This is a genomic window from Rhizobium sp. L1K21, from assembly GCF_024055895.1.
Taxonomy (GTDB): Bacteria; Pseudomonadota; Alphaproteobacteria; order Rhizobiales; family Rhizobiaceae; genus Ensifer_A.
In genome coordinates this window covers 1,376,858-1,403,748 of the sequence record NZ_JAMXLE010000001.1, presented here as the reverse complement: position 1 = coordinate 1,403,748, position 26,891 = coordinate 1,376,858, and the positions used below count along the sequence as shown (strand labels likewise).

The following is a 26,891-nucleotide window of genomic DNA, read 5'->3' as shown; positions in this document are numbered from 1 at the left end:
AAAGACGCGGTCGCTGAAGGTTTCGATCACCCGGCGACCGCACCAACCTTAGGGACAGGCCGACAGGCCGCAGAGCTTCAACAGCCTAATCGTCCCCGGCTCCATAAACAGCATTGATGGCCGCAAGCGTCCCGCTGCCAAAGCTCCCATCAATCGCGCCTTGATAGTATCCGCGCTCTCTTAGACGCACTTGCAGAGCCCTGCGGAATTCCAGGCTCCAGCTCTGCGCATCCGTATCCATCTGTTTCTTGGCAAAGTCATCACCACTCAGCAGAGCTTTTAGCATGAAGTCTGCTGCCTCTTCACGGTCGGCAGGCAGTCCATCACCCATCTCATAAAGCCTCGCGACACTGTAAAGCGCACCTATATGGCCCCCATCGACCGCCTTACGAAACCACCACATAGCCTCAACATTGTCTTTCTTCACGCCCTCACCGTTTTGATAGGCTATCCCAATGGAATTCATGGCAAGCGCCATTCCCTGACCTGCCGCCTCGCGCCACCAGCGCAACGCCTCCTTGTCGTCCTTCTGGACGCCGCGGCCTTCGCCATAACAGACGCCGACATTGTATTGAGCCGTGGCATATCCTTGATCCGCGGCCATCCGATACCAGCGGTAGGATTCATCGTAATCCTTCGGAACCGCCAGCCCATTCTCATAGTAAAAACCGATGTCACTCTGTGCGACGGCATACCCCTGATCGGCAGCCTTCCGATAATGAACCAAGGCCTCATCATCCCGGCCGACTTTGCTGAGTGCCCGCCCCAACTGCGCCTCAAACCGTATCTCACCGGGATATTGCGCAACGGCACTCTCACAAGCCTCCACCGCCTCTGGTCTGATCTTGCTGAAATCCACACCCTTGACGCCTGCAACTTTTTTCAAGTCAAAAGGATGCGCCGCCAGCCGGTCGCATTCTGTTTCCGGTGCCACTGAGCGCACTGGCGGGACCACAGGATTGGAGAGTTTCAAAAGTGCGATCTGCTGATCGGCGAGCGTTTCATAGATCGGATCGCCTGCGTATTTTTTCTTGAAGGCTTCGAAAACCTCGGGCTGTTTCAGCTCCTTGATCAACTGCCAGTCGCTGGATGCTGAACTGGCGCCGGCTGCCGGCGAAGGAGCACTTTTCGGCGTCCCGCTTTGCCCGGAAACATCTTCAGCAACTTTGGCAGGCGGCGCAGGCTCAGGCTGCGACACAGGCTTCGGGTTCAAAACGTAATAGCCTTCGATCTGGTCATAATAGGCCGGGTTCTGATTGTGCTGCACGGTGGCCGCAAGCGTTCGCACCGACGTCTGCAACTGCTTGGCAATATCCAGTTGCGAAAGACCGGGCTTCTTGATCAGCGGCAGCAGGTTGCGCGTGAAAACCGAATTGGGATCGGCATCCTTGCCATCCTCCTCGTAGAGCCGGTCGAGCGCCTGCTGACCGAACCCCGCCGAATAGAGCATGAACACGCCAGCAACCGCCTTTTCGCTCACCAGACCGCCACCGCTGCGACCGATGCTGCGCCCGGCAACCTTCGGGAACGGATTGTTGCGGCAGGCATCCAGGATCATGAAAACGCGACCGGCCCCTCTGGCTTGCACGTCCTCCAGAATGGAGGCCACCGAGCGGCTCTCATCGGCAACCAGCCTGTCGTCATCGCCGTCCTTGATTTCGGGAAAATCGACCGGCAGCAGGTAATTATTGCCGCCGACAGCCACACCATGACCCGAAAAATAGAAGAAGGCCGTGTCGCCCTCCTGCAATTCGTTCGAAAAGTCGCGCACCGCACGATTGAACGCGGATCGCGTCAGGTTCTGCATCGAGATCACCTTGTCGAAACCGATCTCCTGCAAGGCTTCGGCAACAGAGGTTGAATCGTTGACGGCCCGCTTCAGCGCAGGCACCGAACTGTAGCTGTCATTGCCGACAACGAGCGCCACGCGCCGTTCGGCGAAGGCATCCACGCTTCCGAAAAGAAAAACGCCGCCCAGCAGAGCAGCGGCGAACCAACGTCCCGTTTGAAATACCTTGAATAAGCAATAAAGGAAATGCATTTGCCCCACCCCCGCGCAGCAATTTGGCGCAGATTACAATTTGCCCCTTCCAGGCGTCAAGCGGTTGAACATGCTGCATCAACCCGCACCCCGCTTGGCAGCACCGGTCATAAGCCATAGCAATGACGTTCGACCCCGCCTCCTTATTCTGCGGCGATTTCATCGCTTCAACAATTGACAAGCGGCGATACGGTTGTTCAAAGCGGCGATTTCATCGCTTCAACAATTGACAAGCGGCGATACGGTTGTTCAAAAGTGAACATTCAAACCCCAGTTCATTCAGCGATTTTGACAATGACCGATCCCCTTTGCTTCGACGCCATCGGTTTTGCAGGTGGCGGAAACCGCTGTTACTGGCAGTCCGGCTTCTGGGAGGCCTTCAATGGCCTCCACCCGCAAAAGCCCGCCTATTACGTCACCGTCTCCGCAGGCGCTTACCATGCGGCGATGAACCTTGCCGGAATCGGCCATCAGGTGCGCAGCGCCGCCTTCGAATTCGCCGCCCGCAACCTGCCCGACAGCGACTGGTCGCGGGTTTGGAAAGGCAAATCCCCCTTTGTCGTCGGCGAACTCTTTCGCACCTTCCTGACAGACCATTTCAACCAGTCCGCCCTCGATGCATTGAAAGCCCAATCGCCGATCCTCATGCAGGCCGCCGACCTGCCAGCCTGGATGCCGCCGTCCATCGGCTCACTCGGTTCCATCGGCGCTTATCAGATCGAGAAACTGCTGACCGGCGGTGCCCATTCCAAGGCGGGACGCTATCTCGGCCTCAAACCCCGCTGGCTCTCCACCCACGATATGCAAAGCCCTGCCGAACTCGTGGAAGCCATTTTATCGACCTCAGCCGTACCCCCCTTCATGGCGGTTGGGCATGCAGGCGGTCGCGCCTGCCTCGACGGCGGCCTGGTCGACAATCCACCCACGCTCCGGCTCACGGAAACCGAAAAGAACGGCGGCAAGACCCTGCTGATCTTCACCCGCTTTCGGCGCACGCCACCGCTGGCGCCCAATCGCACCATTGTCGGCCCCTCCGAAGACATCACCGTCAACAAGTTCACCATAGGCGATGCCAACGGCCTGAGGGCAGCATATGAGCTCGGCCTCAAGGATGGCGAGAAATTCGCCAGAAACGGGGTCATTTAGATGGCGATGACAATCGAGGAACTGACTGAAAAAGTCGCGCAGGTTTCGGACATCTATGCGAAAAACTGTGGAATTGAGCGTGACGACGACTGGTACATCCTGAAACTGCAGGAAGAACTGGGCGAGTTGGTCGCAGAGTATTTGCGGCTTTCGGCACGCGGACGCTCCAAGGATCTCAACCAAAGCGAAATCCGCAACCGCCTGGAAGCTGAAGCCGGTGATTTGCTCGCGCATCTGCTCATTTTCGCGCGTCAAAACGACATCGATCTTGAGGCTGCGCTTATCAACAAATGGTTCAAATATCTGGAAGAATAGTCAAGGCCTGACAATCACACCACCGCTCACCGGCGCTTTCACGCCTGTCGTCCCCGGAAAGGTCAGCGGCAGTCCCTTCATGGCCCGCACCGCGAGATAAGCCCAGGCTTCCGCTTCCATCGAAGAGCCATTGAGCCCCGCATCATCGGCATTGATAACGGTTGCACCACCTTCACCGGCAAGCTGTCTCAAGTCCTCCATGATCACCCGGTTCAACCGCCCGCCGCCGCAGATGACATATTGTTTCGGCGTCTGCGGCAGATGCCGTGCCGACTTCAGGATCGCTGCTGCCGTCACATAAGCGAGCGTGCGCGCACCGTCATGCAATCCGGCTTCGCCCGGTTCAGGCGGGCGAAAATCGTTACGATCCAGCGATTGCCGCTTTTCGGCGGTAAAAAACGGCTGATCGAGATAACGATCCGCCAGCGTATTGATCACCGTGCCTTCCGAGGCAATCGCGCCGCCCTGATCGAAGGGAATACCGGCATTTCCCTCCACCCATTGATCGATCAACGTGTTGCCCGGCCCGCTATCGAACGCGATGATTTCGCCGTCCGGACCGATATAGGTCAGGTTCGAAATCCCCCCGATATTGACGAAGACGACCGGCAGCGCCTTGTCCGGCAGGTTTTTCGAAAGCGCTGCATGGTAGACCGGCACCAAAGGCGCGCCTTCGCCCCCATGCACCATATCGTTCGCCCGCATGTCATAGACCACCGCAATGCCGCTTTCACGCGCCAGCAGCGCCCCATCCCCAATCTGAACTGTGAGCGCCTGCAGCGGCCGGTGCAACACCGTCTGCCCATGAAAACCGACAATATCGATGTCGGATGGCCCAAGGCTATTCTCCTTAAGAAAAACACCTAACGCCGCGGCATGCCGTAGCGTCAGTTCGCGCTCCAGCGACGCCAGACTACCCGGCCTTTCCCGTCGTTGTGTGATAACCTTGGCATCTTCAAGCCCCTGCGCCAAAAGCCTGCGAAACCCCGCGTCATAGGCCACTTCCATGGCAGGCCCGCGTTCAACAATATGTTCCCCATCGGTTTTCAAAAGCGCGATATCAATCCCGTCCATCGACGTGCCGCTCATCAGGCCGATTGCTGTTTGCGTAACACGTGCCGAAGCCATTCGCCAAAACCCTGATATTTGCGCCCAAAACGGGTGCACATTTGCCAAAACAATGCTAAAGCGCCGCCCGAAACACTATCATCCATATACCCGGATCTGCTTCCGGGAAATATCAAGGCCAGAAAGAAAAGACCCATGTCCGGTTTCAAATCCGACTTCCTCCATGTCATGCACGAACGCGGCTTTGTTCATCAGATTTCCGATGTCGAAGGCCTGGATGATCTGTTGTCGAAGGAAAGCGTGACGGCCTATATCGGCTATGACCCGACAGCCTCTTCGCTCCATGTTGGGCACCTCATGCAAATCATGATGCTGCATTGGTTCCAGGAAACCGGTCACCGCCCGATTTCCCTGATGGGCGGCGGCACCGGCATGGTGGGTGACCCGTCTTTCAAGGAGGAAGCGCGACAGTTAATGACGTTGGAGACGATTGAGTCGAACATTGCCTCAATCAAGACGGCGTTCGCAAAATATCTGAACTACGATTCTGGAAGCAACCAGGCTCTCATGATCAATAACGCCGAATGGCTGCGCAAACTGAACTACCTTGAGTTCCTTCGCGATGTTGGTCGCTATTTTTCGGTCAACCGCATGCTCTCCTTCGACAGCGTGAAGACTCGTTTGGACCGTGAACAGTCGCTGTCCTTCCTGGAGTTCAACTATATGATCCTTCAGGCCTACGATTTCGTGGAGTTGAACCAGCGTCACGGCTGCCGCCTCCAGATGGGCGGTTCCGACCAGTGGGGCAATATTGTCAATGGCATCGACCTTGGTCATCGCATGGGTACGCCTCAGCTTTACGCCTTGACTGCGCCGCTCCTGACCACGGCTTCAGGTGCCAAGATGGGCAAGTCTGCCTCGGGCGCTGTCTGGCTGAATGCAGACCTCCTGCCGGTCTATGACTTCTGGCAATACTGGCGAAACACGGAAGACGCCGATGTACCGCGCTTCCTGAAGCTGTTTACAAAGCTTCCGATGGATGAGATCGCACGTCTGTCGGCCCTTGCGGGCTCCGAGATCAACGAGGTGAAAAAGATCCTCGCCACGGAAGTCACCGCCATGCTCCATGGCCGGGCCGCCGCCGAAGAAGCAGCAGAAACGGCCCGCAAGACATTCGAAGAAGGCGCGCTGTCCGAAAACCTGCCCACGGTCGAGGTCCCAAAGGCCGAGATTGAAGCCGGTATGGGCCTCCTCACCCTGTTGGTCACTGCAGGCTTTGCATCGTCCAATGGCGAAGCCCGTCGCCATATCAAGGGCGGTGCGGTGCGCATCAACGACCAGCAGGCTGCAGACGAAAAAGCTGTTGTCGGCAGCGGTGAAGTGTCCAGCGAAGGTCTCATCAAGCTTTCCATGGGCAAGAAAAAACACGTGCTGATCCGCCCGGTCTGATCCGGGCGGCAGCCGCCTTTTCTCCCGCTACTGGAACTCGAAGATATTCCGGAAAACGCCGGGCGCGATAATCGACAGCGGGTTGATCTGCAGTTTCGGCTTCTGAATGGGGCCGGAAAGTTTGAACGTGATCCCGATCAACCCCTTGTCGCGGCCGTTCCCCAGCAGAATGCCGATAATCGGCAGTTCGGCAAACAGCCGGTTCAATCCGTACGCCGGCATGAACGTCCCAGTCAGGTTCATATTGCCGTCATTGTCACGAACCACGCCCTGAATGGTCGCCCCCACCTGCTCTCCGCGCAAGATCCCGCGGCTGACACTCACCACCCCATCCTTGATGGACAGCAGCGCATTGGCGCGTGAAAAATGCTGCGCATTCAAGTCGATATTCTTGCGCACCGCCTCGTTGAGGCTCTTGCCGTTTTCACCGGATTTGGTCGTCACCAGCTCTTCAAAGCGTTTTTCGTTGATCAGATCGAAGCGCCGGACATCCACCGAGCCAACCCATTCGCCCTTCTGCACATAGCGAAGCTTCTGGTTCAACAGTCCGCCATACATATAGGTATAAAGCCCTGTGAAGCGCGCAAAAGCGCCCGCATCCGTAGCGCTGATTTCAATTGTCGGTGTACCACCGGCCGCATCCACGGTGGAAATCACCACCGCCTGTTCACCACCCGTAACCGCATTCAGGCTGATGTCAGGTGCCTTGCCGGCCACGGACGAATACGCAAGGTCGACATTTTTCAAGACCTCGTTATTGAACCCGATGGCTGTGCCGAGCTTTGCACTGATTTTGATGTCCGACAGACCATCGTCCTTGCCGCCGCTGCCGTTCTTGATCTTCGCGAGAACGCCGCGAAGGTCCGCTGATTTGCCGCTCAAATTCAGGCTATACCCGCGCCCTGTCCGCCGCACGGACAAGGCCAGCGAATCCTCCGGTGCCAATTGCACATGGGTAAAATCAGCCGACACCAGCCCCTTTGGTCCACTCACCAGAGCGCCGGTCGCACCAAAGCCGCTACCGGTGAACTTGAGATCCGAGATGAGGTAGTCATCTCCTTTTTTGCTGGTCTGGAAGGAAATTGCGGCAGGCACGCCAACACCCTTGGTCCATCCGGCCCAGGGAACGGAGACTTCCGCATTTTTCAGGTCTGCATTCACCACCTGCCGGTCGTCATCCTTCAGCTCGACATCCACCTTCACCTGACCGCCAAACAGGCTGTCGAGACCCGGCACCAGCTTGGCCAGCTCTGCCTGATCAAGCGTCCCGGAAAGCGTGCGACTGCGTTTGATCCCGGAATTCTCCACCAAAGGTTCCACCATGGACATCTGCAGTGGAACCCCGCCGACAGAAAGGTCGGCATCCAGTGCGGCCGATCGCGGATTAACGCTGAGTTGCCCGCTGATATGCGAAACCTGTCTGCCGTCAATCGGCTTGGAAATGGCGACGTTATCAAGCGCCAGCTGGGCCGTCCAATCGCTCTTTTCCTCGCCCTGCGTCTGCACCTTGAGTGGGAAATGGGCCGAAATCGCCGCATTCACATAGCCGGAGAAATCGCCGGGCTCGAACCCCACCCGCTGCATCACCTGCATGGGGCGGTAGGTTGCCAGTTCTGCAGCAGCATCCGCCGGACCTGCAATGCGCATATCGACATCGGTCATCAACTGCGGATCGGCAACGCTGTCGATCTTGATGCTGCCACCCTTGAGGTCAACCACTCGACCGGACGGGAAATAGGCGCTGCCGCTATCAATCTCGACATCCAGTTTCTCACCGGCATAATGGAGTTTGCCAACCGTGTCGCGCATCGGCGGAATGTCGCCGGCAATATTGATACGCCCACGCTCCATGGCAAAATCGATCTTCAGCTCATTTTCCATGAAATGGACAGGATCGTCATAGACCGGCAGCCGCCCCGCCGGCAGGAAAAGCAGAATCGAAAAATCGCTGATGGCGCCACCGAAGAGATTCTGGCCGGCCCATTCTCGCACCGCCTGCCCCATCCAGAAAGGCCATAGCTGCTTGGCAGCCGACGTACTGATGCTTTTCGAATAGACCGACAGACTGATCTCGGGCGAATCCCCGTCATAAAGCGGATCGTTCGGCTTGCCGAAATCCACCGCCAGCGAACCGCCCAGTACGCCGGCAGACGTATTGATCACGATATTGTCGCTGGTAAGCTTCTTTGTTGCAGGATCGAAATCGCCCAAAAACTTGCCGGAAAAGCTGATCGGCGCCTCCTGCATGCTGCGTGTGCGCGATATCGCCTGATCGATCACCAGTTCGACAGCGATATTCTTGATGCCCTCCTGATGAAGCCGGTCGCCATCAATCAGCCCGCCTGAAAAAGGCAATAGCGCGCCTGGAAATTCCAGAATCGACTTCTCGATTTCAACCTTTTCGGCGGCAAAGTCGTAATGTCCGCGCAGGAGACCGCGCCTCACATTTGCCGGAGCGCCCTCGCCGTAAAAGGCGGCTTCAGGCAACGACACGGAAAAGCTCATTTTCGGCAGCGGATCGCGCGCCGTGGGACGCTCCATGCGCACCACGAGATCGGCAAGACCATAAAGGCCGAGATGCGGATCGCCCTCGCGTGTCCATTTGCTCAGGAACGGGCTGACATTGAAGCCGGCAACCGAGAAATCAATGGCTTCAACACCGCCTTCGCCTGCATTGGCATTGCCGCTAATGTCTGCCACCCGACCGTCGACGCTCACCTGGCCGCTAAGCGCAAGAGAGCCGTCCTCTGTCTGCTCAAAAACAATCGCCTGAACGAGCACATCGGCTGTCCGTCCCTGCATGGCCGGCAAGGTCATCTGCAGCCCCGAAAGGGTAAAGCGCTTTGCATTCGCCGATTTGGCCGCCTTGCTGAATTCACCAACCTTGGTGAAGACCTGCTCAAACAGCGCCGGGAAGGCATCGATCCTCGCCGGCAATGCGCCGCCCACTGCGCCCAAGCGGGAATAGTCAATGGAAACACCGGAAAGCGTAATATCATCGACCGACGGCGAGCCGCCGAAGACCGAGGCCATGTTGAACTCGATCCGCGCTTTTTGCGCGCCCAACACCGCCGTTTCTTCATCTTTGGGTATCAGCCCGACGCCTTGCGCCTCGACCACGAGATGACCCCTGGGGCTGAAACGCAGCACGGTGCGATTGAGGCTGACTTTGTAGTTCTCGCCGGCTGCATCATCCAGAGCGCGAAGGGCCGCCGTCCGCAAAGGCTTGTCGAGATAGCCGGCCTCGATTGCAAAATAGCCGCCAGCCGCCACAAGCGCGATCAAAAGAAGCGGCCAGAACATCACCCACAGCAGGCGTTGCCCTGTGCTTCGCCGCCGCTTTCGCCTTGGGGATTTTTCAGGGCGCAGCATATCGTCCGTGCGGTCGCTCTCGCCCGCATCGCCGGATTCCTGCTGATCCTGCAAGCCTTCCATTTCGGAAGCGCCTCCCTAAAAACCCTGGCTCTTGCGCTGATTCACGATATGAATATAACCGCGCACATACCGCCATGAAATGCAACCTGAAACGATGGAGACAGCCCGTGAGCGAACTAAATCCCGGTGACAAGGCCCCAGACTTCACACTTCCACGCGATGGCGGGGGGACGGTCTCGCTGAGCGATTTCTCTGGCAAAAATGTGGTGCTCTATTTCTATCCGAAGGATAACACGACCGGCTGCACCATCGAAGCTGTGGATTTTTCCGGCCTCGCCGATGCGTTTGCCAAACTTGATACCGTCGTCATCGGCATGTCGCCGGATACCGTCAAGAGCCACGACAACTTCGTCAAGAAACAGAATCTCTCCGTCATCCTTGCCTCCGATACGGAAAAGTCCGTTCTCGAAGCCTATGGCGTCTGGCAGGAGAAAAGCATGTATGGCCGCCAGTATATGGGTGTCGCAAGAACCACCTATCTGATCGGCAAGGACGGCGTCATCCGCCACACCTGGACCAATGTAAAGGCAAAGGGGCACGCCGAGGCGGTCCTGGAAGAAGTCAAGAACCAGGGCTGAGGAACAGCACATATGGCAGAAGCAACCTTGCGGGCGCGCACCATTGCTGCGCTCTCAAACCCGGACCTTGATCAGAAGACAGCGCTGGCCCGTGAAACGGCCACACTCTGGTTCAACCGCAAGATTGCCCTGCGCTCGCCAGCCGATCCTAAAATACCGGATCGTCCCGGTCGTCCCGCAAAGCCGGCGCTTGTTCCCCCCACACAGGTCAAGAACCGCGGCGTAGGTTCGCTCCGCTCGCGCATCGCGCTCCTTCATGCGCTTGCCCATATCGAACTGAACGCCGTCGATCTCGCCCTGGATATCGTTGCCCGCTTCACCACGCAGAATGTCCCGCGCTCCTTTTTCGACGGCTGGATGCAGGTCGCAGACGAAGAATCCAAGCACTTCCTTATGGTGCGCAATCGCCTGCGTGAACTCGGCGGCGATTACGGCGATCTGGACGCCCACGACGGTCTCTGGCAGGCAGCCCACAGCACCCGTGACAGCCTGACAGCGCGGCTTGCGGTCGTACCCCTGATCCTTGAGGCCCGCGGCCTCGATGTTACACCCTCGCTCCAGGAAAAACTGAAGGAGGCAGGCGACCACGAGAGTGCCGCAGTTCTTTCCGTCATCTACGAAGACGAAAAAGGCCATGTTGCCATCGGTGCCAAATGGTTCCGCTTTCTGTGTGCCCGCGAAAAGCTCAATCCCGCAACAACCTTTCAGGAACTGGTGCGCTCTCACTTCCGCGGCCCTCTGAAACCACCTTTCAATGACCTCGCCCGCGCCGCTGCCGGTCTCACGCCCTCTTTCTACAGAGCGCTGGTTTCCACCAGTTCCGCCTAACGAACGAAACCGAATTCAAGGCTTTGTTAACCTTAACAGTGTGTAATCGCCACGACTCGAAAAGAGAGATCCGCTAGGAAAAGCAGGAGCGATCAGTGGCAAGACAAGCTGGCAAAGGCGTATTCGGTAAACCGGCCAAACAGCACGTTCTCATCCTGGCAAGCGGTGACAAGGTTCGCCACATGACGGTCAAGCCGTGGATGGCAGCCATTGCCTTCTGCTTTGCCGGCGTTTTCACCATTGGTTATCTTTCCGCAACCTCCTATCTCGTCGTGCGCGACGGGCTCATCGGCGCGTCGTTGACCCGCCAGGCTCGCATGCAGCGCGAATATGAAGACCGCATTGCCGCACTGCGCGCTCAGGTCGACAAGATCACCTCGCGCCAGTTGCTTGACCAGCAGGTGGTCGAACAGAAGGTCGAAAAGCTTCTGGAACGTCAAAACGCATTGTCCGACCGCCACGGTCGCATCGATTCGCTCATTGAGCGCGCCGGTCTCGTCGACAGCGACGTTCCGATCCCGGAAGATAATCCGCGCCGTGTGTCCGAACTGGACGACAAGGCGTCGGCCGGCGACGCCATCGACACGCTTCTCGGCAAGAAACGCGAGCGCATCGAAGCCCCCGTCTCGGCTTATACCTCGCCGCTCGGCTATGCACCCTTGCGCGAAACCAATGCCGACAAGGCCGAACAGGTCTTTTCGCGCGTAACGCGTTCCCTGAAAAGCATCGAGCGCGACCAGCTCTATCGCATCCAGTCGCTCACCGTGGGCGCTACACAGACGGCAAGCGCCATCCAGGACATCCTCTCCGAAACCGGCTTTAGCAACATTGCCGATGTTGAAGACAAATCATCTGCCATCGGCGGCCCTTACCTCGCGCCTGAACCGCTGGATGCACCCGACGAGATCGACCCTTTCAACCAGCAGCTCGACGCACTCGACAGCGCCCTTGAGCGCCTTGAGAAAGTCAAGACCCAGGCGCGCCATCTGCCCTTTGCCAATCCGGCACCCGGCGCACAGATCACCAGCCGCTTTGGCAACCGCGTCGATCCCTTTTTCCACAAGCTTGCCATGCATGCAGGCATCGACTTCCGTGAGCGTGTCGGCGCACCGGTGCGCTCAACGGGCGCTGGAACCGTCATCACCGCAGGCCGCGCCGGCGGTTATGGCATCATGGTCGAGATCCGTCACAAGAACGGCGTAACCACCCGTTACGGCCATCTCTCGCAGACCCTTGTCAAGGTTGGGCAACAGGTTGACGCTGGCGACATTATCGCAAAGTCCGGCAATACCGGTCGCTCCACCGGTCCGCACCTGCATTATGAAGTTCGCCTGAACGGCAAGGCTGTGAATCCCATCAAGTTCCTCAACGCGGGCCTGAAGCTGGACACCTATCTCTGAGTGGATACGTGGCCTGAGTCACTTCAATATGGATATATCGCATGCGATATAGGCCGCCACGGGCAAAATTTCGCGTCAATTGCTCGTAATTCTTAACCTTTACCGTTCCAAAGCCCCCCGTTTTGTTGACTTTACCGGGGTTTAGGACTATTTCGCACCGCACATGAGAATGAAATCAAAGTCGTGATTCATCATCGTTCGAAAGAACAGGAACGGAAAAAGTCTTCCATTGACCATATTCGCTGATCTGGGCCTAAGCCCGAAAGTACTCTCTGCTGTCGAAGACGCTGGCTATTCAACCCCAACTCCGATTCAGGCTGGTGCTATCCCACCCGCTTTGGAACGCAAGGATATTCTGGGCATCGCGCAGACGGGGACTGGCAAGACAGCGGGTTTTGTGCTGCCGATGTTGACGCTCCTGGAAAACGGTCGCGCCCGTGCCCGCATGCCGCGCACGCTCATCCTCGAACCGACCCGAGAACTGGCGGCACAGGTTGCGGAAAACTTCGACAAATACGGCAAGAATCACAAGCTCAACGTCGCTCTGCTGATCGGCGGTGTGTCCTTTGAGGACCAGAATCGAAAGCTGGAGCGTGGCGCTGACGTGCTCATTGCAACACCCGGCCGCCTGCTCGATCACTTCGAGCGTGGCAAGCTTTTGATGTCTGCCGTCGAAATCTTCGTCATCGACGAAGCCGACCGCATGCTCGACATGGGTTTCATTCCCGATATCGAACGCATCGCCAAGCTCATTCCGTTTACCCGTCAGACGCTGTTTTTCTCCGCCACCATGCCGAAGGAAATTCAGGGATTGGCAGACCAGTTTCTGCAAAACCCTGTCCGCGTTGAGGTCGCTCCGCCCTCCTCCACGGCAAAGACGGTGACACAGCGCCTCGTCGCGTCCCATGCCAAGGACTACGAGAAGCGCGCCAAACTGCGTGAAATCATCGAATCGCAGACCAATATTCAAAACGCCATCATCTTCTGCAACCGCAAGAAGGATGTGGCCACGCTTTTCCGCTCGCTCGACCGCCACGGTTTTTCAGCGGGCGCTCTGCATGGCGATATGGATCAGCGTTCGCGCATGACCATGCTGCACAATTTCAAGGAAAACAATATCAAGTTCCTGGTTGCGTCGGATGTGGCAGCGCGCGGCCTTGATATTCCCGCCGTCAGCCATGTGTTCAACTACGACATCCCGATCCATGCGGAAGACTATGTCCACCGCATCGGTCGCACCGGTCGTGCCGGTCGCGAAGGTGCTGCCTTCACGCTGGTCTGCAAGAGCGACCGCAAATATCTCGATGCCATCGAGAAGCTGATCGACCAGCCGATTGAATGGCTTGATGGCGATCTGAACGCATTGCCAGCAGCCGCAGATAGCAACGAACGCGAAGACAATCGCCGTGGCTCGAAGAACAAATCGCGCAACCGCAAGAGCGGTTCATCCGACGTTCACAATGAAACTGTAGAAAAAGCAAACGAGTCCTCTGACGAAAAGGCTGAAGTCATGAACGCTGCGAAGAAAGAAGACCGTCGGGAAAACCGCAACAAGCGCGGCAACAACCGTCAGCCGGCCAATGATGACAATCGTTCGCGCCGCAACCGCCGCGAAGACCGCGACGACGGCCCGACGCCCGTTGGTTTCGGCGACGATATCCCGGCCTTCATGCTGATCGCCGCCAAGGCGTAATTGCGCCCCATGGGCCAACCCGGCATCGATTTCCCAGGCTTTGGAACCGGCCTCGCAATTATGCGTGGCCGGAGCGTGCTCTTGTATAAACGCATCAAGGCACCGGAACCCGGCCATTGGAACATCGTCGGCGGCAAGGTCGATCACATGGAGCGTTCAAGCCTCGCTGCCAAACGCGAAGCCGAGGAAGAGACAGGCCTGAAAATCGGCGATATCCGCTTTCTCTGCCTGTCCGAACAAATCATACCCGAAGACGGCCACCACTGGATTTCCACCATTTACACGACCGACGACTTCACCGGCGAGCCGCGTGTGATTGAGCCTGAAAAGCTGCCCGAATTCGGTTGGTTTGATCTCGATGATCTCCCCACGCCGCTGTCGCGTTTTGCCGCCGATGCCGTCAAAGCACTGCAGGCAACTGCTTAAACGACGTCTCCACAAAGGTTCAAAGCGTATCGCAGACCCATGGCTGCAATCTGTATGGCTTCCTTGCGCGCCTCTTCGCTGCGCCCGGTATCGGCGCGCACATGTTCGCGCAGCTCTTCCAGTTCTTCAAAGATAATGGACCAGCCTTCGTGTGGACTGTGCATCGGCGCATGCAGGCTTTCAGCCCGCCGAACCTCGGCTGCAATCTCAGCCGCCAGTGCATCTATCGCATCGCTCATGGTTTCTCCCAATAAAAAAGGGGCCACAATCGGGCCCCTTCGAAGATAACTGATTCCATCAAAGGATCAGCCGACAAACGCACGCTCGATCACGAATTCCGCCGGCTTGTTGTTGGCACCTTCCGTCAGCCCTGCCTTTTCCAGCAGTTCCTTGGTGTCCTTCAGCATCGCAGCCGAGCCGCAGATCATGCCGCGGTCGATTTCCGGGTTGATCGGCGGCACGCCAAGATCGGTATAGAGCTTTCCGCTTTCCATCAGGTCGGTAATGCGCCCCTTGAACGGATAATCTTCACGCGTCACCGTCGCATAATGCTTCAGCTTGTCGCCAACGAGTTCGGCAAGGAATTCGTGGTTCTTGATTTCCTCGACCAGATCGAAGCCATATTTCAGTTCGGCCACTTCGCGGCAGGTATGGCACAGAATGACTTCTTCGAACTTCTCATACGTTTCCGGATCGCGGATCAGCGAGGCAAAAGGCGCAATGCCTGTGCCGGTGGAGAACATGTAAAGCCGCTTGCCCGGCACCAGCGCGTCCAGCACCAGCGTGCCTGTCGGCTTCTTGCGCATCAGCACGGTGTCGCCCACCTTGATATCGCACAGATGCGAGGTCAGCGGTCCGTCCGGCACCTTGATGGAGAAAAATTCAAGCTCTTCATCCCAGGCGGGGCTGGCGATGGAATAGGCGCGGAACAACGGCTTGCCTTCGACCATCAGCCCGATCATGACAAACTCGCCCGAACGGAAGCGGAAGCTTTCCGGACGCGTCATGCGGAAACGGAAAAGCCGATCCGTATAATGCTGAACATCGGTTACGGTCTCTGCAAAAACGCCAGCGGGAAGTGCCGCCACGTCCTCTTGTTTCACTGCAACTGCATCCATCAGATTCTCGATCCTTATGTCTTCTCAAAAATCGTTCGCACACGAACAATAATATATTTCGGGCGAAAAAGGAATACCCCTATTTGTTTATCGGCCCGCCAAAATCGCCCGACGACCTTCGCCCACATGTAATTCTCGCCGCGTATGAGCCAAGCAAAAATGCCATCATTGCACTGCAATCTTCATTGACTTCTGTCAAACGGCAACACAATACATCGTGTTTTATGAATATTACGCCACACTGCGCGCCTTGCGCCGCCAGCTATAACCGCCTTCGGCAGTCTCACGACCGGCGGCTGGCTGGTAGTGCCGCGAAATACCGGGAAGTCGCCCTTCTTCGAGGCGCTTCAGAGCTGTCTCGTTCTTCACAGCAAAACTGTCAATCCCGCAACGCAACATCAGCGGAATCTGGTCGATCAGCACATCGCCGATCGCCCGGATTTCACCCTTGTACTGCAACCGCTCGCGCAACAGTGATGCATGCCCGAAAGCGCGGCCGTCATTGAACGCCGGAAAATCGACAGCGACCAGCGCGATGCGGTCGATAAAGGGCATCAACTCACGCACATCGTCAGCCGGGCGGATCAGCACACCAAGCCCGACATCGTTGCTGTTTTCCGCCTTTTCGATGAACTGCGGCAACCCAAGCAAGGCACGCTCGCCCTCAGACGCACTGACCTCATCGGTTTCGACAACCCAGTTGTCGCCCTCCACAAAGCCGCTCTCTTTCCAGATTTTCGTCATGGTCACACCTCAGGCGGCTTTGGCAGGATAAAGCGCGTCCTTGAACGGCTGCGCGCCAACCCGGCGATAGGTTTCGATAAAGATCTCCGACGGATCCTTGCGGATCGCCAGATAGGTATCGACAATCGTTTCGATCGCATCCGTTACCTTTTCCGGCTCGAAGCCACGGCCGAGGATTTCACCGATGGACGTATTCTCATCCGCCGAACCACCAAGCGTGATCTGGTAGAGCTCTTCACCCTTCTTTTCCACGCCCAGCAGACCGATATGGCCCACATGGTGGTGTCCGCAGGCATTGATGCAGCCGGAGATCTTGATTTTCAGCTCACCGATCTCCGCCTGACGCTCCGGCGAACCGAAACGCTCGGAAATCGCCTGGGCAACCGGAATGGAGCGCGCATTGGCAAGCGCGCAATAGTCGAGCCCCGGACAGGCGATCATGTCGGTGATAAAGCCGATATTGCCCGTTGCCAGCCCACCTGATTTCAGCGCCCGGTAAACGGCTTCCAGGTCGGCCATCGCCACGTGCGGCAGAATGATATTCTGCTCATGGCTGATGCGCAGCTCATCGAAGCCGTATTCTTCGGCAAGATCAGCCACCAGCTCCATCTGCTCATCCGTGGCGTCACCCGGAATGCCGCCAATCGGCTTCAGCGAAATGGTCACCGATGCATAATCCGGGTTCTTGTGCGGGCGCACGTTCTGGGTCAGCCAGCGCGCAAATTCCGCATCGGCCTTCTTCCAGGCAGCCAGCTGCGCCCAGCCTTCCGGACGCTCAGGCAGATCGGGCATCGCAAAATAGCGGGTAATCGCGTCCACATCGGCTTCCGGCAGCTTCAGCTCGCTATCCTTCAGATGCGCGAATTCAGCCTCGATCTGCGCCTTCAGTTCTTCAATGCCGGTTTCGTGCACGAGGATCTTGATGCGCGCCTTGTACTTGTTATCGCGACGGCCATGCAGGTTGTAAACGCGCACAATAGCGGTCGTATAGGAAAGCAGGTCCTCTTCCGGCAGGAAGTCACGCACCTTCTTGGCAACAAGCGGCGTACGCCCCTGCCCGCCGCCGATATAGACGGCAAAACCGATTTCGCCCTTGTCGTTCGTCACCAGCTGCAGACCAATATCATGCACCTGAATGGCCGCACGGTCATTCGGCGCGCCGGTAATGGCAATCTTGAACTTGCGCGGCAGGAAGGAAAATTCCGGGTGGACGGAAGACCACTGGCGCAGAATTTCCGCATAAGGCCGCGGATCGGCAATTTCATCCGCCGCTGCACCGGCAAACTGATCCGAGGTCACGTTGCGAATGCAGTTGCCCGATGTCTGGATCGCGTGCATTTCAACGGAGGCCAGGTCTTCCAGGATCGCCGGAATGTCGGAGAGCTTCGGCCAGTTATACTGGATGTTCTGCCGCGTGGTGAAATGGCCGTAACCGCGGTCATACTTGCGCGCGATATGGCCAAGCATGCGCATCTGCTTTGAATTCAGCGTGCCATATGGAATGGCCACGCGCAGCATATAGGCATGCAGCTGCAGATAAACGCCGTTCATCAGGCGCAGCGGCTTGAACGCATCCTCGCTGATCTCACCCGCCAGCCGGCGCGCCACCTGGTCACTAAACTGCGCCACGCGCTCGCGCACAAATTCATGGTCAAATTCATCGTAACGATACATCTGTAAAAATCCTCAGGCCGCTTCTTCTTTGGCGCGGCAGGTCGGCGCATATTCAATGGTCGGGCCGTCCGCACGAATGCGCTCGCGAAGGCGCAAAGGCTTCAAAACGCCATCAACCACATTCACGTCAATCAGGGCCACATCGACAACCAGGTTGGCCGCAAGGTCGCGCTTGCCGATCGCCTCCAGGGCAGCCGCAGCCTCATCATCGTTGGCCACAAGTGCGCCCTGCAACACCGTTTGCCATTCACCCTTGGCGCTCCACCACACGGCTATGCCATCGGTCAGGCGGTTGGCGGTCAAAACCTTGGCCGTCATCAATTAACTCCCTCAAATACGTGTTTGCCGACGCCCTGCGCCAGCGGTGTCGATCTGGCGAAATTGGCACCCGCGACCGCCTCGCCAATGATCACCATCACCGGTCCGGTCAGTTCATCGCGGTGCTCAAGCGCCGGAAGGTCTTTCAGCGTGCCATGCAAAAGGCGTTGTCCGTCGCGGCTGGCGTTTTCCACCACGGCCACGGTTGTTTCACTGGGCATACCGCCCTCCATCAGCCGTTCGGCGACAGAGGCAGCAACCGTGCGTCCCATATAGACGGCAATCGTCGCGCCGGAAACCGCAAGACGCGCCCAATCCGGCAAAATATCGCCCTTCATATCGTGGCCTGTCGTAAAGACGAGCGACGAAGCCACACCACGCAGCGTCAGCGGAAGCTCGAAATCGGCCGCAGCCGCAAAGGCCGAGGTGATGCCTGGAACAATTTCGTAAGCTATCCCGGCTTCGCGCAGTGCCGCCATTTCTTCAGCCGCCCGGCCATAAACCAAGGGATCGCCCGACTTCAGCCGCACAACGCGCTTTCCATCCTGCGCCAGTTCCACCAGCAGGTCATTGATCTCGTCCTGCGATTTCGAATGGCATCCCTTGCGCTTGCCGACCGAAATGCGGATCGCATCGCGGCGGCCCATATTCACAATCGATTCGGGAACCAGCGCATCGAAAACCAGCACATCGGCTTCCATCATTACGCGCTGCGCCCTCAAGGTCAGCAGGTCTTCCGCGCCAGGTCCGGCACCCACCAGCCAAACATAGCCAGCGGACGCCTTATCCTTCTTCAGAAGAAGCTGCGTTGCCTCGCGGCGCGCTTCCACGATGTCGTTATTGGCAACGGCACGCGCAATCGGGCCGGAAAAGAAGGTCCGCCAGAAGCTGCGGCGCGGCGCGCCCTTTTCGCGCATCCGCTCAACGGCTGACCGATAGTCGATCGCCAGCCGGGCCAGCCGTCCCATGGAAGGAGAAAGCAGCTGATCGATCTGCGCACGGATCATCTGCGCCAGAACAGGCCCCGCGCCTTCAGTGCCGATCGCGACGGCCACCGGCGCACGGTTCACCAGAGCCGGCGTGTAAAAGTCGCAATAGTCCGGCTGGTCAACCGCATTGGCCGGTATCTTCAATTCCCGCGCACGATCAACAATCGCCCGGTCACGCGCCGCATCACCCGTTGCCGCAAAAACCATTACGGCACCATCAAGCGCTGCCTCGACATCGCTTTCGGCAAAAACGGCTATATTTTCGCGTCCGATCAGTTTCGAGAACGACAGTTCCGGCGCATCGGCGACAACGCGAATGCCCGCTTTCGTGTTCAGCAACAGCCGCACCTTGGCAAAGGCTTCCTCACCATCGCCGAATACCGTCACATGCCGCTCCGCCACGCGGAAAAAGGCCGGGAAAGTATTCAGCAATTCGCTTTTCTCAGACATTGATTCAGCTTTCGTCATCATGCCCGCAGTATCGCCTCCGGCATGGCCAAAACAAAGAAACAAAAATGCGCGATGAGGTCCGACAAGGACAATTCTTTGCTCAAATAACAGCGGATGCGAGCAAATGGGCGTTGGGCGCAAACCACGGGTCATCATCCCGCCGAGAGGGTCTTTTTTGCTTGCCGCGCAACCCCGCCACGGCTATCGTTGCACCGATACTGAGAACCTGTTTTTACATGATCAAACTATTAATTTCGAGGCCTTGCCATGCGCCACATGTTCATTGTCTGCATCATGACTTTTCTTGCGCTTGCACAGCAGCATCCGACGGCAATTGCGGCGGAAAAATACGATCCCAACATCGTGTATTATGAGCCCACTCAACAACCCGTTTCAGAATGCGGCTTTTCCTTCGGTGCTGACAAAACATGGATCACCGAGAGTACATCGAAATCGATGACGGGCGGCGTCATGAAATACACATATACCTTCGCCTCCGACCCCAAGGTAGTCCGGCGTCCCTTCGATGCCGTCACCTTTCAGCCGGCGGTCCATGTTCTCGTCGATTGCCGACATTCCGTCCGCAAGGATGGAACCAATCGAACCGGCGAGGACCTTGACAAGATCGTCAAGCGAACCGCTGAGATTTACCGTGAGGGTACGGTCGCCAAGGGCGAATATGCGAATGTCTCACAGGTCCAATCCGCTTCCGTGCCGGGCTTCGACACAACCTATCTGATCGAAGCCGAAATACCACCGAAAGCCGGAACACCATTCAAGACCAGAGGATTGTTCTACAGTTTCTTTGCCCGCCATGACGACCTGTTGGTCACTGGAAGCCTCCAGATCATTGACCCAACCGGCGGAGAGCCTGTGTCCAGGAAAGGCACCACCGTCCAAGGCATGGTGGACGGCGAAGTCATAGAAGCGGTCCTGGAAAATGACGTCACGCTCTACAATAAGGTCTATTATGGCAGCCGGTCGCTCAGTGAGGACAAGGCCTTGCTGATGAGCCTTCTCAAGTCCTTCCGTTGATACGGTTTGCCGTGCACAAAGCGTCTTCTGACTTGATTTCATCGCAGGTCAGGCGTCTCTTGTGTTCAAATCAAATCAGCCACGGGAGCTCAAATTGTCCGAAACCGCCTCACCGGCACGTCTGCTTGACGTCATAGAGAAAGACATTCTCCCGCTCACCAAAGGCGGCGTCTCCGGCGGCGCGAAAGTGTTCGGTGCCGCATTGCTGCGCAAATCCGATCTCTCACTCGTCATTGCCGGCACCAACAACGAGACGGAAAACCCGCTCTGGCATGGCGAGGTGCATACGCTGAAACAGTTCTACGAAATGCCGGAGCGCCCCGAAACAAAGGACCTGATCTTTCTGTCCACCCACGAACCCTGCACCATGTGCATGTCGGCCATCACCTGGGCGGGTTTCGACAACTATTATTATTTCTACAGCCACGAGGACAGCCGCGATGCTTTCGCCATTCCCCATGATCTGAAGATCATGAAGGAACTTTATGGACTGGAGCCCGGCGGATACCGGCGCCAGAATGCCTTCTGGAAAAGCTTCTATATCGGCGATCTGGTCGCAGCCACGCCGGATGCAGACCGCGCATCACTCGAGGAACAGACTGCCCGCATCAAGCGCGAGTATGACCGTCTCTCCGGCATCTACCAGGATTCAAAATCCGGCAATTCCATTCCGCTGAACTGAAGAAACATGCAAGCCTCCAAAGACATTTCCCGCCTCATCGACATCATGGCCGCGCTGCGCGATCCTGAAACCGGCTGCCCTTGGGATATCAAGCAGGATTTTGCTTCGATCAAACCCTATACGCTTGAGGAAGCCTATGAAGTTGCGGACGCCATTGAGCGCGCCGATATGGTTGATCTCTGCGAGGAACTGGGAGACCTCCTTCTGCAGGTCGTCTTTCACGCCCGCATGGCCGAGGAAGCCGGCGATTTTGCCTTTGGCGATGTCGTTGAGACCATCACTAAGAAGATGATCCGCCGCCATCCGCATGTTTTTGCCGTCTCCGATGCAAAAGACGAAAGTGCAGTGAAAATCCAGTGGGATGAAATCAAGGCGGAGGAAAAGCGCGAACGCGCCGAACGCCGCAGGGCCGCAGGTTATGTCGAAGAGGAAACCGGCCTCCTCGCCTCTGTCCAGCGTTCCTTCCCGGCGCTGACGGAGGCCATCAAAATCCAGGAAAAGGCCGCCAAGGTGGGCTTTGACTGGTCCGAGCCAGAACCGATCCTCGACAAGATCGAAGAGGAAATCGGCGAATTGCGCGCAGCCCTTGCAAGCGGCAACAGGTCAGCCGTTCAGGACGAACTCGGCGACCTGCTCTTCGCCGTCGTCAATATCGGCCGCCACGTGAAAGCCGATCCGGAAATGGCGCTACGAGGCACCAACGAAAAATTCCGCCGCCGCTTTTCCCATATTGAAAAGACACTTGATGCCAACGGCGAAGATATCGACACGGCAACGCTGGAGCGGATGGAAGAGCTTTGGGTCGCGGCCAAGCAGATCGAACGTCAGCTATAATGCTCGGCGTTTGATGCTGACCACGGATTGAGGAAAACACCACATGGCGGACTTCGATTCCTACGTCATCTGCACCTCGCCTCGCAGCGGCAGCACCCTTCTGTGCAAGCTTCTCGCCGCCACCGGCATTTGCGGCAATCCCAAATCCTACTTTTACGATCTCTCCGTCGCCGAATGGCTGGATGAACTGGAACTTGAGGATCAAGGCGGCAGTGAACGCGAAACGCTGGAATATATTTTCCGCACCGTGATTGCCAAAGGCACCCTCGACACCGGCATTTTCGGTTTGCGTCAGCAGAGACGCAGTTTTGATTTCTTCCTCGAAAAGTCCGCCATTCTTTATCCCGACGCCAAGAGCGACCGTGAGATCTTCGAAATGGCCTTTGGCAGAACGCGCTTCATCTATCTCACTCGTCTCGACAAGGTCGAGCAGGCTGTCTCCATCACCATCGCTGAAAAAACAGGCTTGTGGCACAAGGCACCTGACGGCACGGAGATCGAACGTGAGGAACCCACGGACAAACCTGGCTATGACGGAGAAACCATCCGCCGCCATTACGAAACCTTCCTCGATTACGACCGGAAATGGAAAAATTGGTTCCAGGCCGAGAAGATCGAACCCATCAGCCTGACCTATGAGGCACTTTCTGCAGACCCCATCGCAACGCTTCGTCACGTCCTGAAACAGCTTGGCCTCGATCCAGACGCAGCCGATAGCGTGACCCCCGGCGTCGCCAAACTCGCCGACGAGACCAACCGCCAATGGGCCGCGCGTTTTCGTCAACAATACAATATCAGCTGATCAAACACTTCGTAACCTTGTGGGCTAACTTCACCAAACCTTTGCCTTTGCTGCATTGCATGCTAGAGCGCGCCACAGCAAAGCGCATCTTTTGAGGAAACACCCATGGCCCGCCCCATTCGTATCGCTCCATCCATACTGGCCTCTGATTTTTCCAAGCTTGGGCAGGAAGTCCGCGATGTGGTTGAAGCCGGCGCCGACTGGATTCACCTCGATGTCATGGACGGTCATTTCGTGCCGAATATTTCCTACGGCCCCGACGTCATCAAGGCGCTGCGCCCGCACACAGATGCGACCTTCGACTGTCACCTCATGATCTCGCCCGCTGACCCATACCTGGAAGCCTTTGCAAAAGCCGGTTGCGACATCATCACCGTTCACGCCGAAGCCGGTCCACACCTGCACCGCTCGCTGCAGGCCATTCGCGCGCTTGGCAAAAAGGCGGGTGTTTCCATCAATCCCGGCACGCCGGAATCGGTTATCGAATATGTCATGGATGAACTGGACCTCGTGCTGGTCATGAGCGTGAACCCCGGCTTCGGCGGCCAGAAATTCATTCCCGCTGTTGTCGAAAAGGCCCGTCGTATCAACCAGATGATCGGCGATCGCCCGATTGATCTCGAAATCGACGGCGGCATTACGCCGGAAACCGCACCGGCTGCCGCAGCCGCCGGTGTCAATGCCTTCGTCGCCGGTTCCGCCGTTTACAAGGGCGGCAGCGTTGACGCTTACCGTCAAAACATTCAATCTATCCGCAAAGCCGCTGAGGACGCCCGTTGAAACCTGCTGCCGCCTGCCTTGCCGCCGCAATCAGCCTGACTGTCACGTCGGGCGCGGCGTACTGCGCAGATGTGTCGCGCATCGACATTCTCGGCTTTTCGCCTGATGCCAAGGTCTTTGCCTTCGAAGAATACGGCGTTCAGGACGGCTCGGGCTTTCCCTATTCCACCATCTTTGTCATCGACACCGTAAAGGATGCCTACCTGCCCGGCACCCCCTATCGCGTGATCCTCAACGACGATGAAGCCGATGGCGCGCTTCCCCCCGTCTCCGAAGCCCGCGCGCGTTCCGCAAAGGCGGCACAGGCGCTTCTCGAGACATACCAGATTGCGGAAAATCCCGGTTTCCTCGCAGCTTTCAATCCGGTCAGCGAGATCGGCCCGCCGGACGATGAAATCAGCTATTACACGATACAGTTGGACCGCCCGATCACCGGCGCCTATACGCTCAAGCTGGATCAGGTCGCCTTTTCCACGCCCGAACGCTGCCAGGGTCTGAGCGATCAATTTGGCGGTTTCAAGCTGCGTTTCACCCAGCAGGATGGCAAACCCACCGACGCCACCGTCTATGCCGATACGCGCGTTCCCGAAAGCCGCGGCTGCGTCGGCGGTTATCGCCTTGGCGGTGTAGCGCTGAGCGATACCGACACCAGCCTCCACATGGCGCTCGTGCAGGTGCGCAGCTTTGGTTTCGAGGGTTACGATTTGCGCTGGATCGCGGTTCCCGTAAGGACGCTGCATTGAAATCCGATACCACCGAAACACCCGAAGCCGGTTCCGGCTTCTTTCACCGCTTCCGGCGCGCATTGCCGTCATGGGCCGATGTCTGGCGCGGCGGAATCGTCTGGGCAATTGCCATGTTCGCCGCCGCGATGGCCGGTCTCTGGTTTTATTTTCGCGGCATTTCCGGCAAGGAATATGAGCTCGCCACGATCTACCTGCTTGGCGGCCTGTTTGCCTGGCCTTTCGCCCTCTATGTCACGCGCTTCATGGCGCTTGGTTGTTCACCGCCGGTCCGCTTCGTTCTTGCGCTTGTCATTATTGCCGGTTGCACGCTCGCCATGACCGCCTTTGTCTTCTCCCAGCAGTTCCGGCTGATTTTCGCCGACACGCATATGCCGATCACCACCCGAATCGGCCTTTACCAGTTTGCCGAAACCTCTGCGTCGGGCGTTTTCCAGTTCCTGGTGGCCGGCGTGCGGCTCTATTTTCCCGTCGGAATTCTGGCGCTTGTGATCGCCAGCCTGTGGCTTGCCCGTCGCATGCGTTGAGATTGGTGAAAAGGTCTGCTATTGCGCGGTCAACCTTCCCGTGACAGCCGAAAGCGAGCCCCATGATCCCCCGTTATTCCCGCCCCGAAATGGTCGATATCTGGTCTCAGGCCACCAAGTTCCGCATCTGGTTCGAGATCGAGGCGCATGCCTGCAACGCGCTGGCGGAACTCGGCGTCATCCCCACAGAATCGGCCAAAAACATCTGGGAAAAAGGCTCTGCCGCGGAATTCGACGTCGACAAGATCGACGCAATCGAAGCCGTCACCAAGCACGACGTCATCGCCTTCCTCACCCACCTTGCCGAATTCATCGGTCCTGACAGCCGCTTCGTCCATCAGGGCATGACCTCATCAGACGTTCTCGACACCTGTTTCAATGTCCAGCTCACCCGCGCAGCCGACATCCTGCTTGCCGACATGGACAAGCTTCTGGCTGCCCTGAAGAAGCGCGCTTTCGAACACAAGGACACGATCCGCATCGGCCGCAGCCATGGCATCCATGCCGAGCCCACCACCATGGGCATCACATTCGCGCGTTTCTATGCCGAGATGGAGCGCAACAGGAAGCGTCTGGAAGCCGCGCGCGAAGAAATCGCCACAGGCGCAATCTCCGGCGCTGTCGGCACCTTCGCCAATATCGACCCGCGTGTTGAAGAACACGTCTGCGAAGCCCTTGGCCTCAAGCCCGAGCCGGTGTCCACGCAGGTCATCCCGCGTGATCGTCACGCCATGTTCTTCGCCACCCTCGGCGTCATTGCCTCCTCCATCGAAAACGTCGCCATCGAAATCCGCCACATGCAGCGCACCGAAGTTCTAGAAGCCGAAGAGTTCTTCTCTCCGGGCCAGAAAGGCTCGTCTGCCATGCCGCACAAGCGCAATCCGGTGCTGACGGAAAACCTCACCGGCCTTGCCCGGCTGGTTCGCATGTCGGTCATCCCGGCGCTCGAAAACGTGGCGCTGTGGCATGAGCGCGATATCTCGCATTCCTCCGTCGAGCGCGGCATCGGCCCGGACACCACTATCACGCTTGATTTCGCGCTCAATCGTCTCGCCGGCGTGATTGAAAAGCTCGTCGTCTACCCCGACAACATGATGGCCAACCTCAACAAGTTCAAAGGTCTGGTCCATTCGCAGCGCGTACTGCTGGCCCTCACCCAGGCCGGTGTTTCGCGCGAGGATGCCTACCGTCTGGTCCAGCGCAACGCCATGAAAGTGTGGGAACAGGGCAAGGACTTCCTGGAAGAACTGCTCGCCGATGAAGAAGTCCGCGCCGCACTCTCCGAGGAAACCATCCGCGAGAAATTCGATCTCGGCTATCATACAAAGCATGTTGACACGATTTTCAATCGGGTCTTCGGTGAAAGCTGAGGCATCGACTCTGGAATTATTCCAAAGCCGTGCTATCTATAGACAACAGTCATCAAACCACCGGGCACTTGAACCCGCGAAAGGATTGAAAAAATGAGCGCAGTCAACGAATTCATCGACAACGAAGTCAAGTCCAACGACGTCGTGCTTTTCATGAAGGGCACCCCGCAGTTTCCGCAATGTGGTTTCTCCGGCCAGGTTGCCCAGATCCTGGACTATGTCGGCGTCGACTACAAAGGTATCAATGTTCTGGCCGATGACGACATCCGCCAGGGCATCAAGGAATATTCCAACTGGCCGACCATCCCGCAGCTCTACATCAAGGGCGAATTTGTCGGCGGCTGCGACATTATCCGTGAAATGTTCCAGGCAGGCGAACTTCAGGAACACCTGAAGTCGGCGGGCATTGAAGTCCGCGGGGCGGCCTGAGGCACCGGCAACAAGGG

At 57.5% G+C, this 26,891-nt stretch carries 26 protein-coding genes; 17 read left to right on the top strand and 9 right to left on the bottom strand.

What is annotated here, in order from left to right; translation table 11 throughout:
* Window positions 1–85 precede the first annotated feature (85 nt).
* Entirely contained in the window at window positions 86–1,951 is a 1,866-nt protein-coding gene (locus NHF56_RS06695; protein WP_252802742.1) for a caspase family protein, read from the bottom strand.
* Window positions 1,952–2,335: 384 nt separating this feature from the next.
* On the opposite strand from NHF56_RS06695, the gene NHF56_RS06690 reads away from it, so the two are divergent.
* Together NHF56_RS06690 and NHF56_RS06685 are read left to right on the top strand one after the other, a co-directional pair.
* Complete coding sequence (locus NHF56_RS06690) at window positions 2,336–3,187, top strand: patatin-like phospholipase family protein (protein ID WP_252802740.1); 852 nt, start codon at window positions 2,336–2,338, stop codon at window positions 3,185–3,187.
* Window positions 3,188–3,502: a MazG nucleotide pyrophosphohydrolase domain-containing protein gene (locus tag NHF56_RS06685; protein ID WP_252802738.1), complete on the top strand. Its 315-nt coding sequence runs from the start codon at window positions 3,188–3,190 to the stop codon at window positions 3,500–3,502.
* On the opposite strand, the gene NHF56_RS06680 is transcribed toward NHF56_RS06685, so the two are convergent.
* The gene (locus NHF56_RS06680; RefSeq protein ID WP_252802736.1) at window positions 3,503–4,630 is read right to left on the bottom strand and encodes an anhydro-N-acetylmuramic acid kinase; all 1,128 of its coding nucleotides are present in this window, start codon (window positions 4,628–4,630) and stop codon (window positions 3,503–3,505) included. It abuts the gene before it with no gap.
* A gap of 135 nt (window positions 4,631–4,765) precedes the next feature.
* On the opposite strand from NHF56_RS06680, the gene tyrS reads away from it, so the two are divergent.
* The gene (gene tyrS / locus NHF56_RS06675) at window positions 4,766–6,019 is read left to right on the top strand and encodes a tyrosine--tRNA ligase (RefSeq protein ID WP_252802734.1); all 1,254 of its coding nucleotides are present in this window, start codon (window positions 4,766–4,768) and stop codon (window positions 6,017–6,019) included.
* 27 nt (window positions 6,020–6,046) lie between these two features.
* On the opposite strand, the gene NHF56_RS06670 is transcribed toward tyrS, so the two are convergent.
* A complete protein-coding gene (locus tag NHF56_RS06670) occupies window positions 6,047–9,454 on the bottom strand; it encodes a DUF3971 domain-containing protein (protein WP_252802733.1) in 3,408 nt (1,135 codons plus the stop codon).
* A gap of 74 nt (window positions 9,455–9,528) precedes the next feature.
* Between NHF56_RS06670 and bcp the strand changes: the two genes are divergently transcribed.
* The 5 genes from bcp (at window position 9,529) to NHF56_RS06645 (ending at window position 14,379) form a co-directional block, all read left to right on the top strand.
* A complete protein-coding gene (gene bcp / locus NHF56_RS06665; RefSeq protein WP_254007591.1) occupies window positions 9,529–10,032 on the top strand; it encodes a thioredoxin-dependent thiol peroxidase in 504 nt (167 codons plus the stop codon).
* Between the two features lie 12 nt (window positions 10,033–10,044).
* A complete protein-coding gene (locus NHF56_RS06660; RefSeq protein WP_252802729.1) occupies window positions 10,045–10,860 on the top strand; it encodes a ferritin-like domain-containing protein in 816 nt (271 codons plus the stop codon).
* Window positions 10,861–10,955: 95 nt separating this feature from the next.
* Window positions 10,956–12,260 (top strand): peptidoglycan DD-metalloendopeptidase family protein, encoded by a 1,305-nt coding sequence (locus NHF56_RS06655; protein ID WP_252802728.1) that lies wholly within the window; start codon window positions 10,956–10,958, stop codon window positions 12,258–12,260.
* 229 nt (window positions 12,261–12,489) lie between these two features.
* A complete protein-coding gene (locus NHF56_RS06650; protein ID WP_252802727.1) occupies window positions 12,490–13,953 on the top strand; it encodes a DEAD/DEAH box helicase in 1,464 nt (487 codons plus the stop codon).
* A 9-nt stretch (window positions 13,954–13,962) separates the two neighbouring features.
* Entirely contained in the window at window positions 13,963–14,379 is a 417-nt protein-coding gene (locus tag NHF56_RS06645; RefSeq protein WP_252802725.1) for an NUDIX domain-containing protein, read from the top strand.
* Here NHF56_RS06645 and NHF56_RS06640 read toward each other — a convergent pair.
* The 6 genes from NHF56_RS06640 to cysG all read right to left on the bottom strand — a co-directional run bounded on the left by NHF56_RS06640 (window position 14,376) and on the right by cysG (window position 19,672).
* A complete protein-coding gene (locus tag NHF56_RS06640) occupies window positions 14,376–14,618 on the bottom strand; it encodes a hypothetical protein (protein WP_252802723.1) in 243 nt (80 codons plus the stop codon). The two genes, NHF56_RS06645 and NHF56_RS06640, sit on opposite strands and share 4 nt — an antisense overlap.
* Before the next feature lie 66 nt (window positions 14,619–14,684).
* On the bottom strand, window positions 14,685–15,497 hold the full coding sequence (locus tag NHF56_RS06635) for a ferredoxin--NADP reductase (protein WP_252802721.1): 813 nt from the start codon (window positions 15,495–15,497) through the stop codon (window positions 14,685–14,687).
* A gap of 231 nt (window positions 15,498–15,728) precedes the next feature.
* Window positions 15,729–16,241: a DUF934 domain-containing protein gene (locus tag NHF56_RS06630; RefSeq protein ID WP_252802718.1), complete on the bottom strand. Its 513-nt coding sequence runs from the start codon at window positions 16,239–16,241 to the stop codon at window positions 15,729–15,731.
* 9 nt (window positions 16,242–16,250) lie between these two features.
* On the bottom strand, window positions 16,251–17,915 hold the full coding sequence (locus NHF56_RS06625; protein WP_252802716.1) for a nitrite/sulfite reductase: 1,665 nt from the start codon (window positions 17,913–17,915) through the stop codon (window positions 16,251–16,253).
* A gap of 12 nt (window positions 17,916–17,927) precedes the next feature.
* Window positions 17,928–18,233 (bottom strand): DUF2849 domain-containing protein, encoded by a 306-nt coding sequence (locus NHF56_RS06620; RefSeq protein WP_252802714.1) that lies wholly within the window; start codon window positions 18,231–18,233, stop codon window positions 17,928–17,930.
* Entirely contained in the window at window positions 18,233–19,672 is a 1,440-nt protein-coding gene (cysG, locus tag NHF56_RS06615; protein ID WP_252802710.1) for a siroheme synthase CysG, read from the bottom strand. Before cysG ends, NHF56_RS06620 begins: the two co-directional genes overlap by 1 nt.
* 267 nt (window positions 19,673–19,939) lie before the next feature.
* Between cysG and NHF56_RS06610 the strand changes: the two genes are divergently transcribed.
* From NHF56_RS06610 to grxD, 9 genes are all read left to right on the top strand, one after another.
* Window positions 19,940–20,707: a hypothetical protein gene (locus NHF56_RS06610; protein WP_252802707.1), complete on the top strand. Its 768-nt coding sequence runs from the start codon at window positions 19,940–19,942 to the stop codon at window positions 20,705–20,707.
* Window positions 20,708–20,801: 94 nt separating this feature from the next.
* The gene (locus NHF56_RS06605; RefSeq protein ID WP_252802705.1) at window positions 20,802–21,389 is read left to right on the top strand and encodes a deaminase; all 588 of its coding nucleotides are present in this window, start codon (window positions 20,802–20,804) and stop codon (window positions 21,387–21,389) included.
* A gap of 6 nt (window positions 21,390–21,395) precedes the next feature.
* Entirely contained in the window at window positions 21,396–22,223 is an 828-nt protein-coding gene (gene mazG / locus NHF56_RS06600; protein ID WP_252802703.1) for a nucleoside triphosphate pyrophosphohydrolase, read from the top strand.
* 43 nt (window positions 22,224–22,266) lie between these two features.
* On the top strand, window positions 22,267–23,025 hold the full coding sequence (locus tag NHF56_RS06595) for a Stf0 family sulfotransferase (RefSeq protein ID WP_252802701.1): 759 nt from the start codon (window positions 22,267–22,269) through the stop codon (window positions 23,023–23,025).
* 105 nt (window positions 23,026–23,130) lie between these two features.
* The gene (gene rpe, locus NHF56_RS06590; RefSeq protein ID WP_252802699.1) at window positions 23,131–23,805 is read left to right on the top strand and encodes a ribulose-phosphate 3-epimerase; all 675 of its coding nucleotides are present in this window, start codon (window positions 23,131–23,133) and stop codon (window positions 23,803–23,805) included.
* Window positions 23,802–24,548, top strand: a complete 747-nt coding sequence (locus NHF56_RS06585) for a DUF2259 domain-containing protein (protein ID WP_252802697.1) — start codon at window positions 23,802–23,804, stop codon at window positions 24,546–24,548. The genes rpe and NHF56_RS06585 overlap by 4 nt, the downstream gene beginning before the upstream one ends.
* On the top strand, window positions 24,545–25,075 hold the full coding sequence (locus tag NHF56_RS06580) for a hypothetical protein (RefSeq protein ID WP_252802695.1): 531 nt from the start codon (window positions 24,545–24,547) through the stop codon (window positions 25,073–25,075). The genes NHF56_RS06585 and NHF56_RS06580 overlap by 4 nt, the downstream gene beginning before the upstream one ends.
* Before the next feature lie 62 nt (window positions 25,076–25,137).
* Window positions 25,138–26,445, top strand: a complete 1,308-nt coding sequence (gene purB / locus NHF56_RS06575; protein WP_252802693.1) for an adenylosuccinate lyase — start codon at window positions 25,138–25,140, stop codon at window positions 26,443–26,445.
* Between the two features lie 93 nt (window positions 26,446–26,538).
* Entirely contained in the window at window positions 26,539–26,874 is a 336-nt protein-coding gene (gene grxD, locus NHF56_RS06570; protein WP_252802691.1) for a Grx4 family monothiol glutaredoxin, read from the top strand.
* Window positions 26,875–26,891 lie beyond the last annotated feature (17 nt).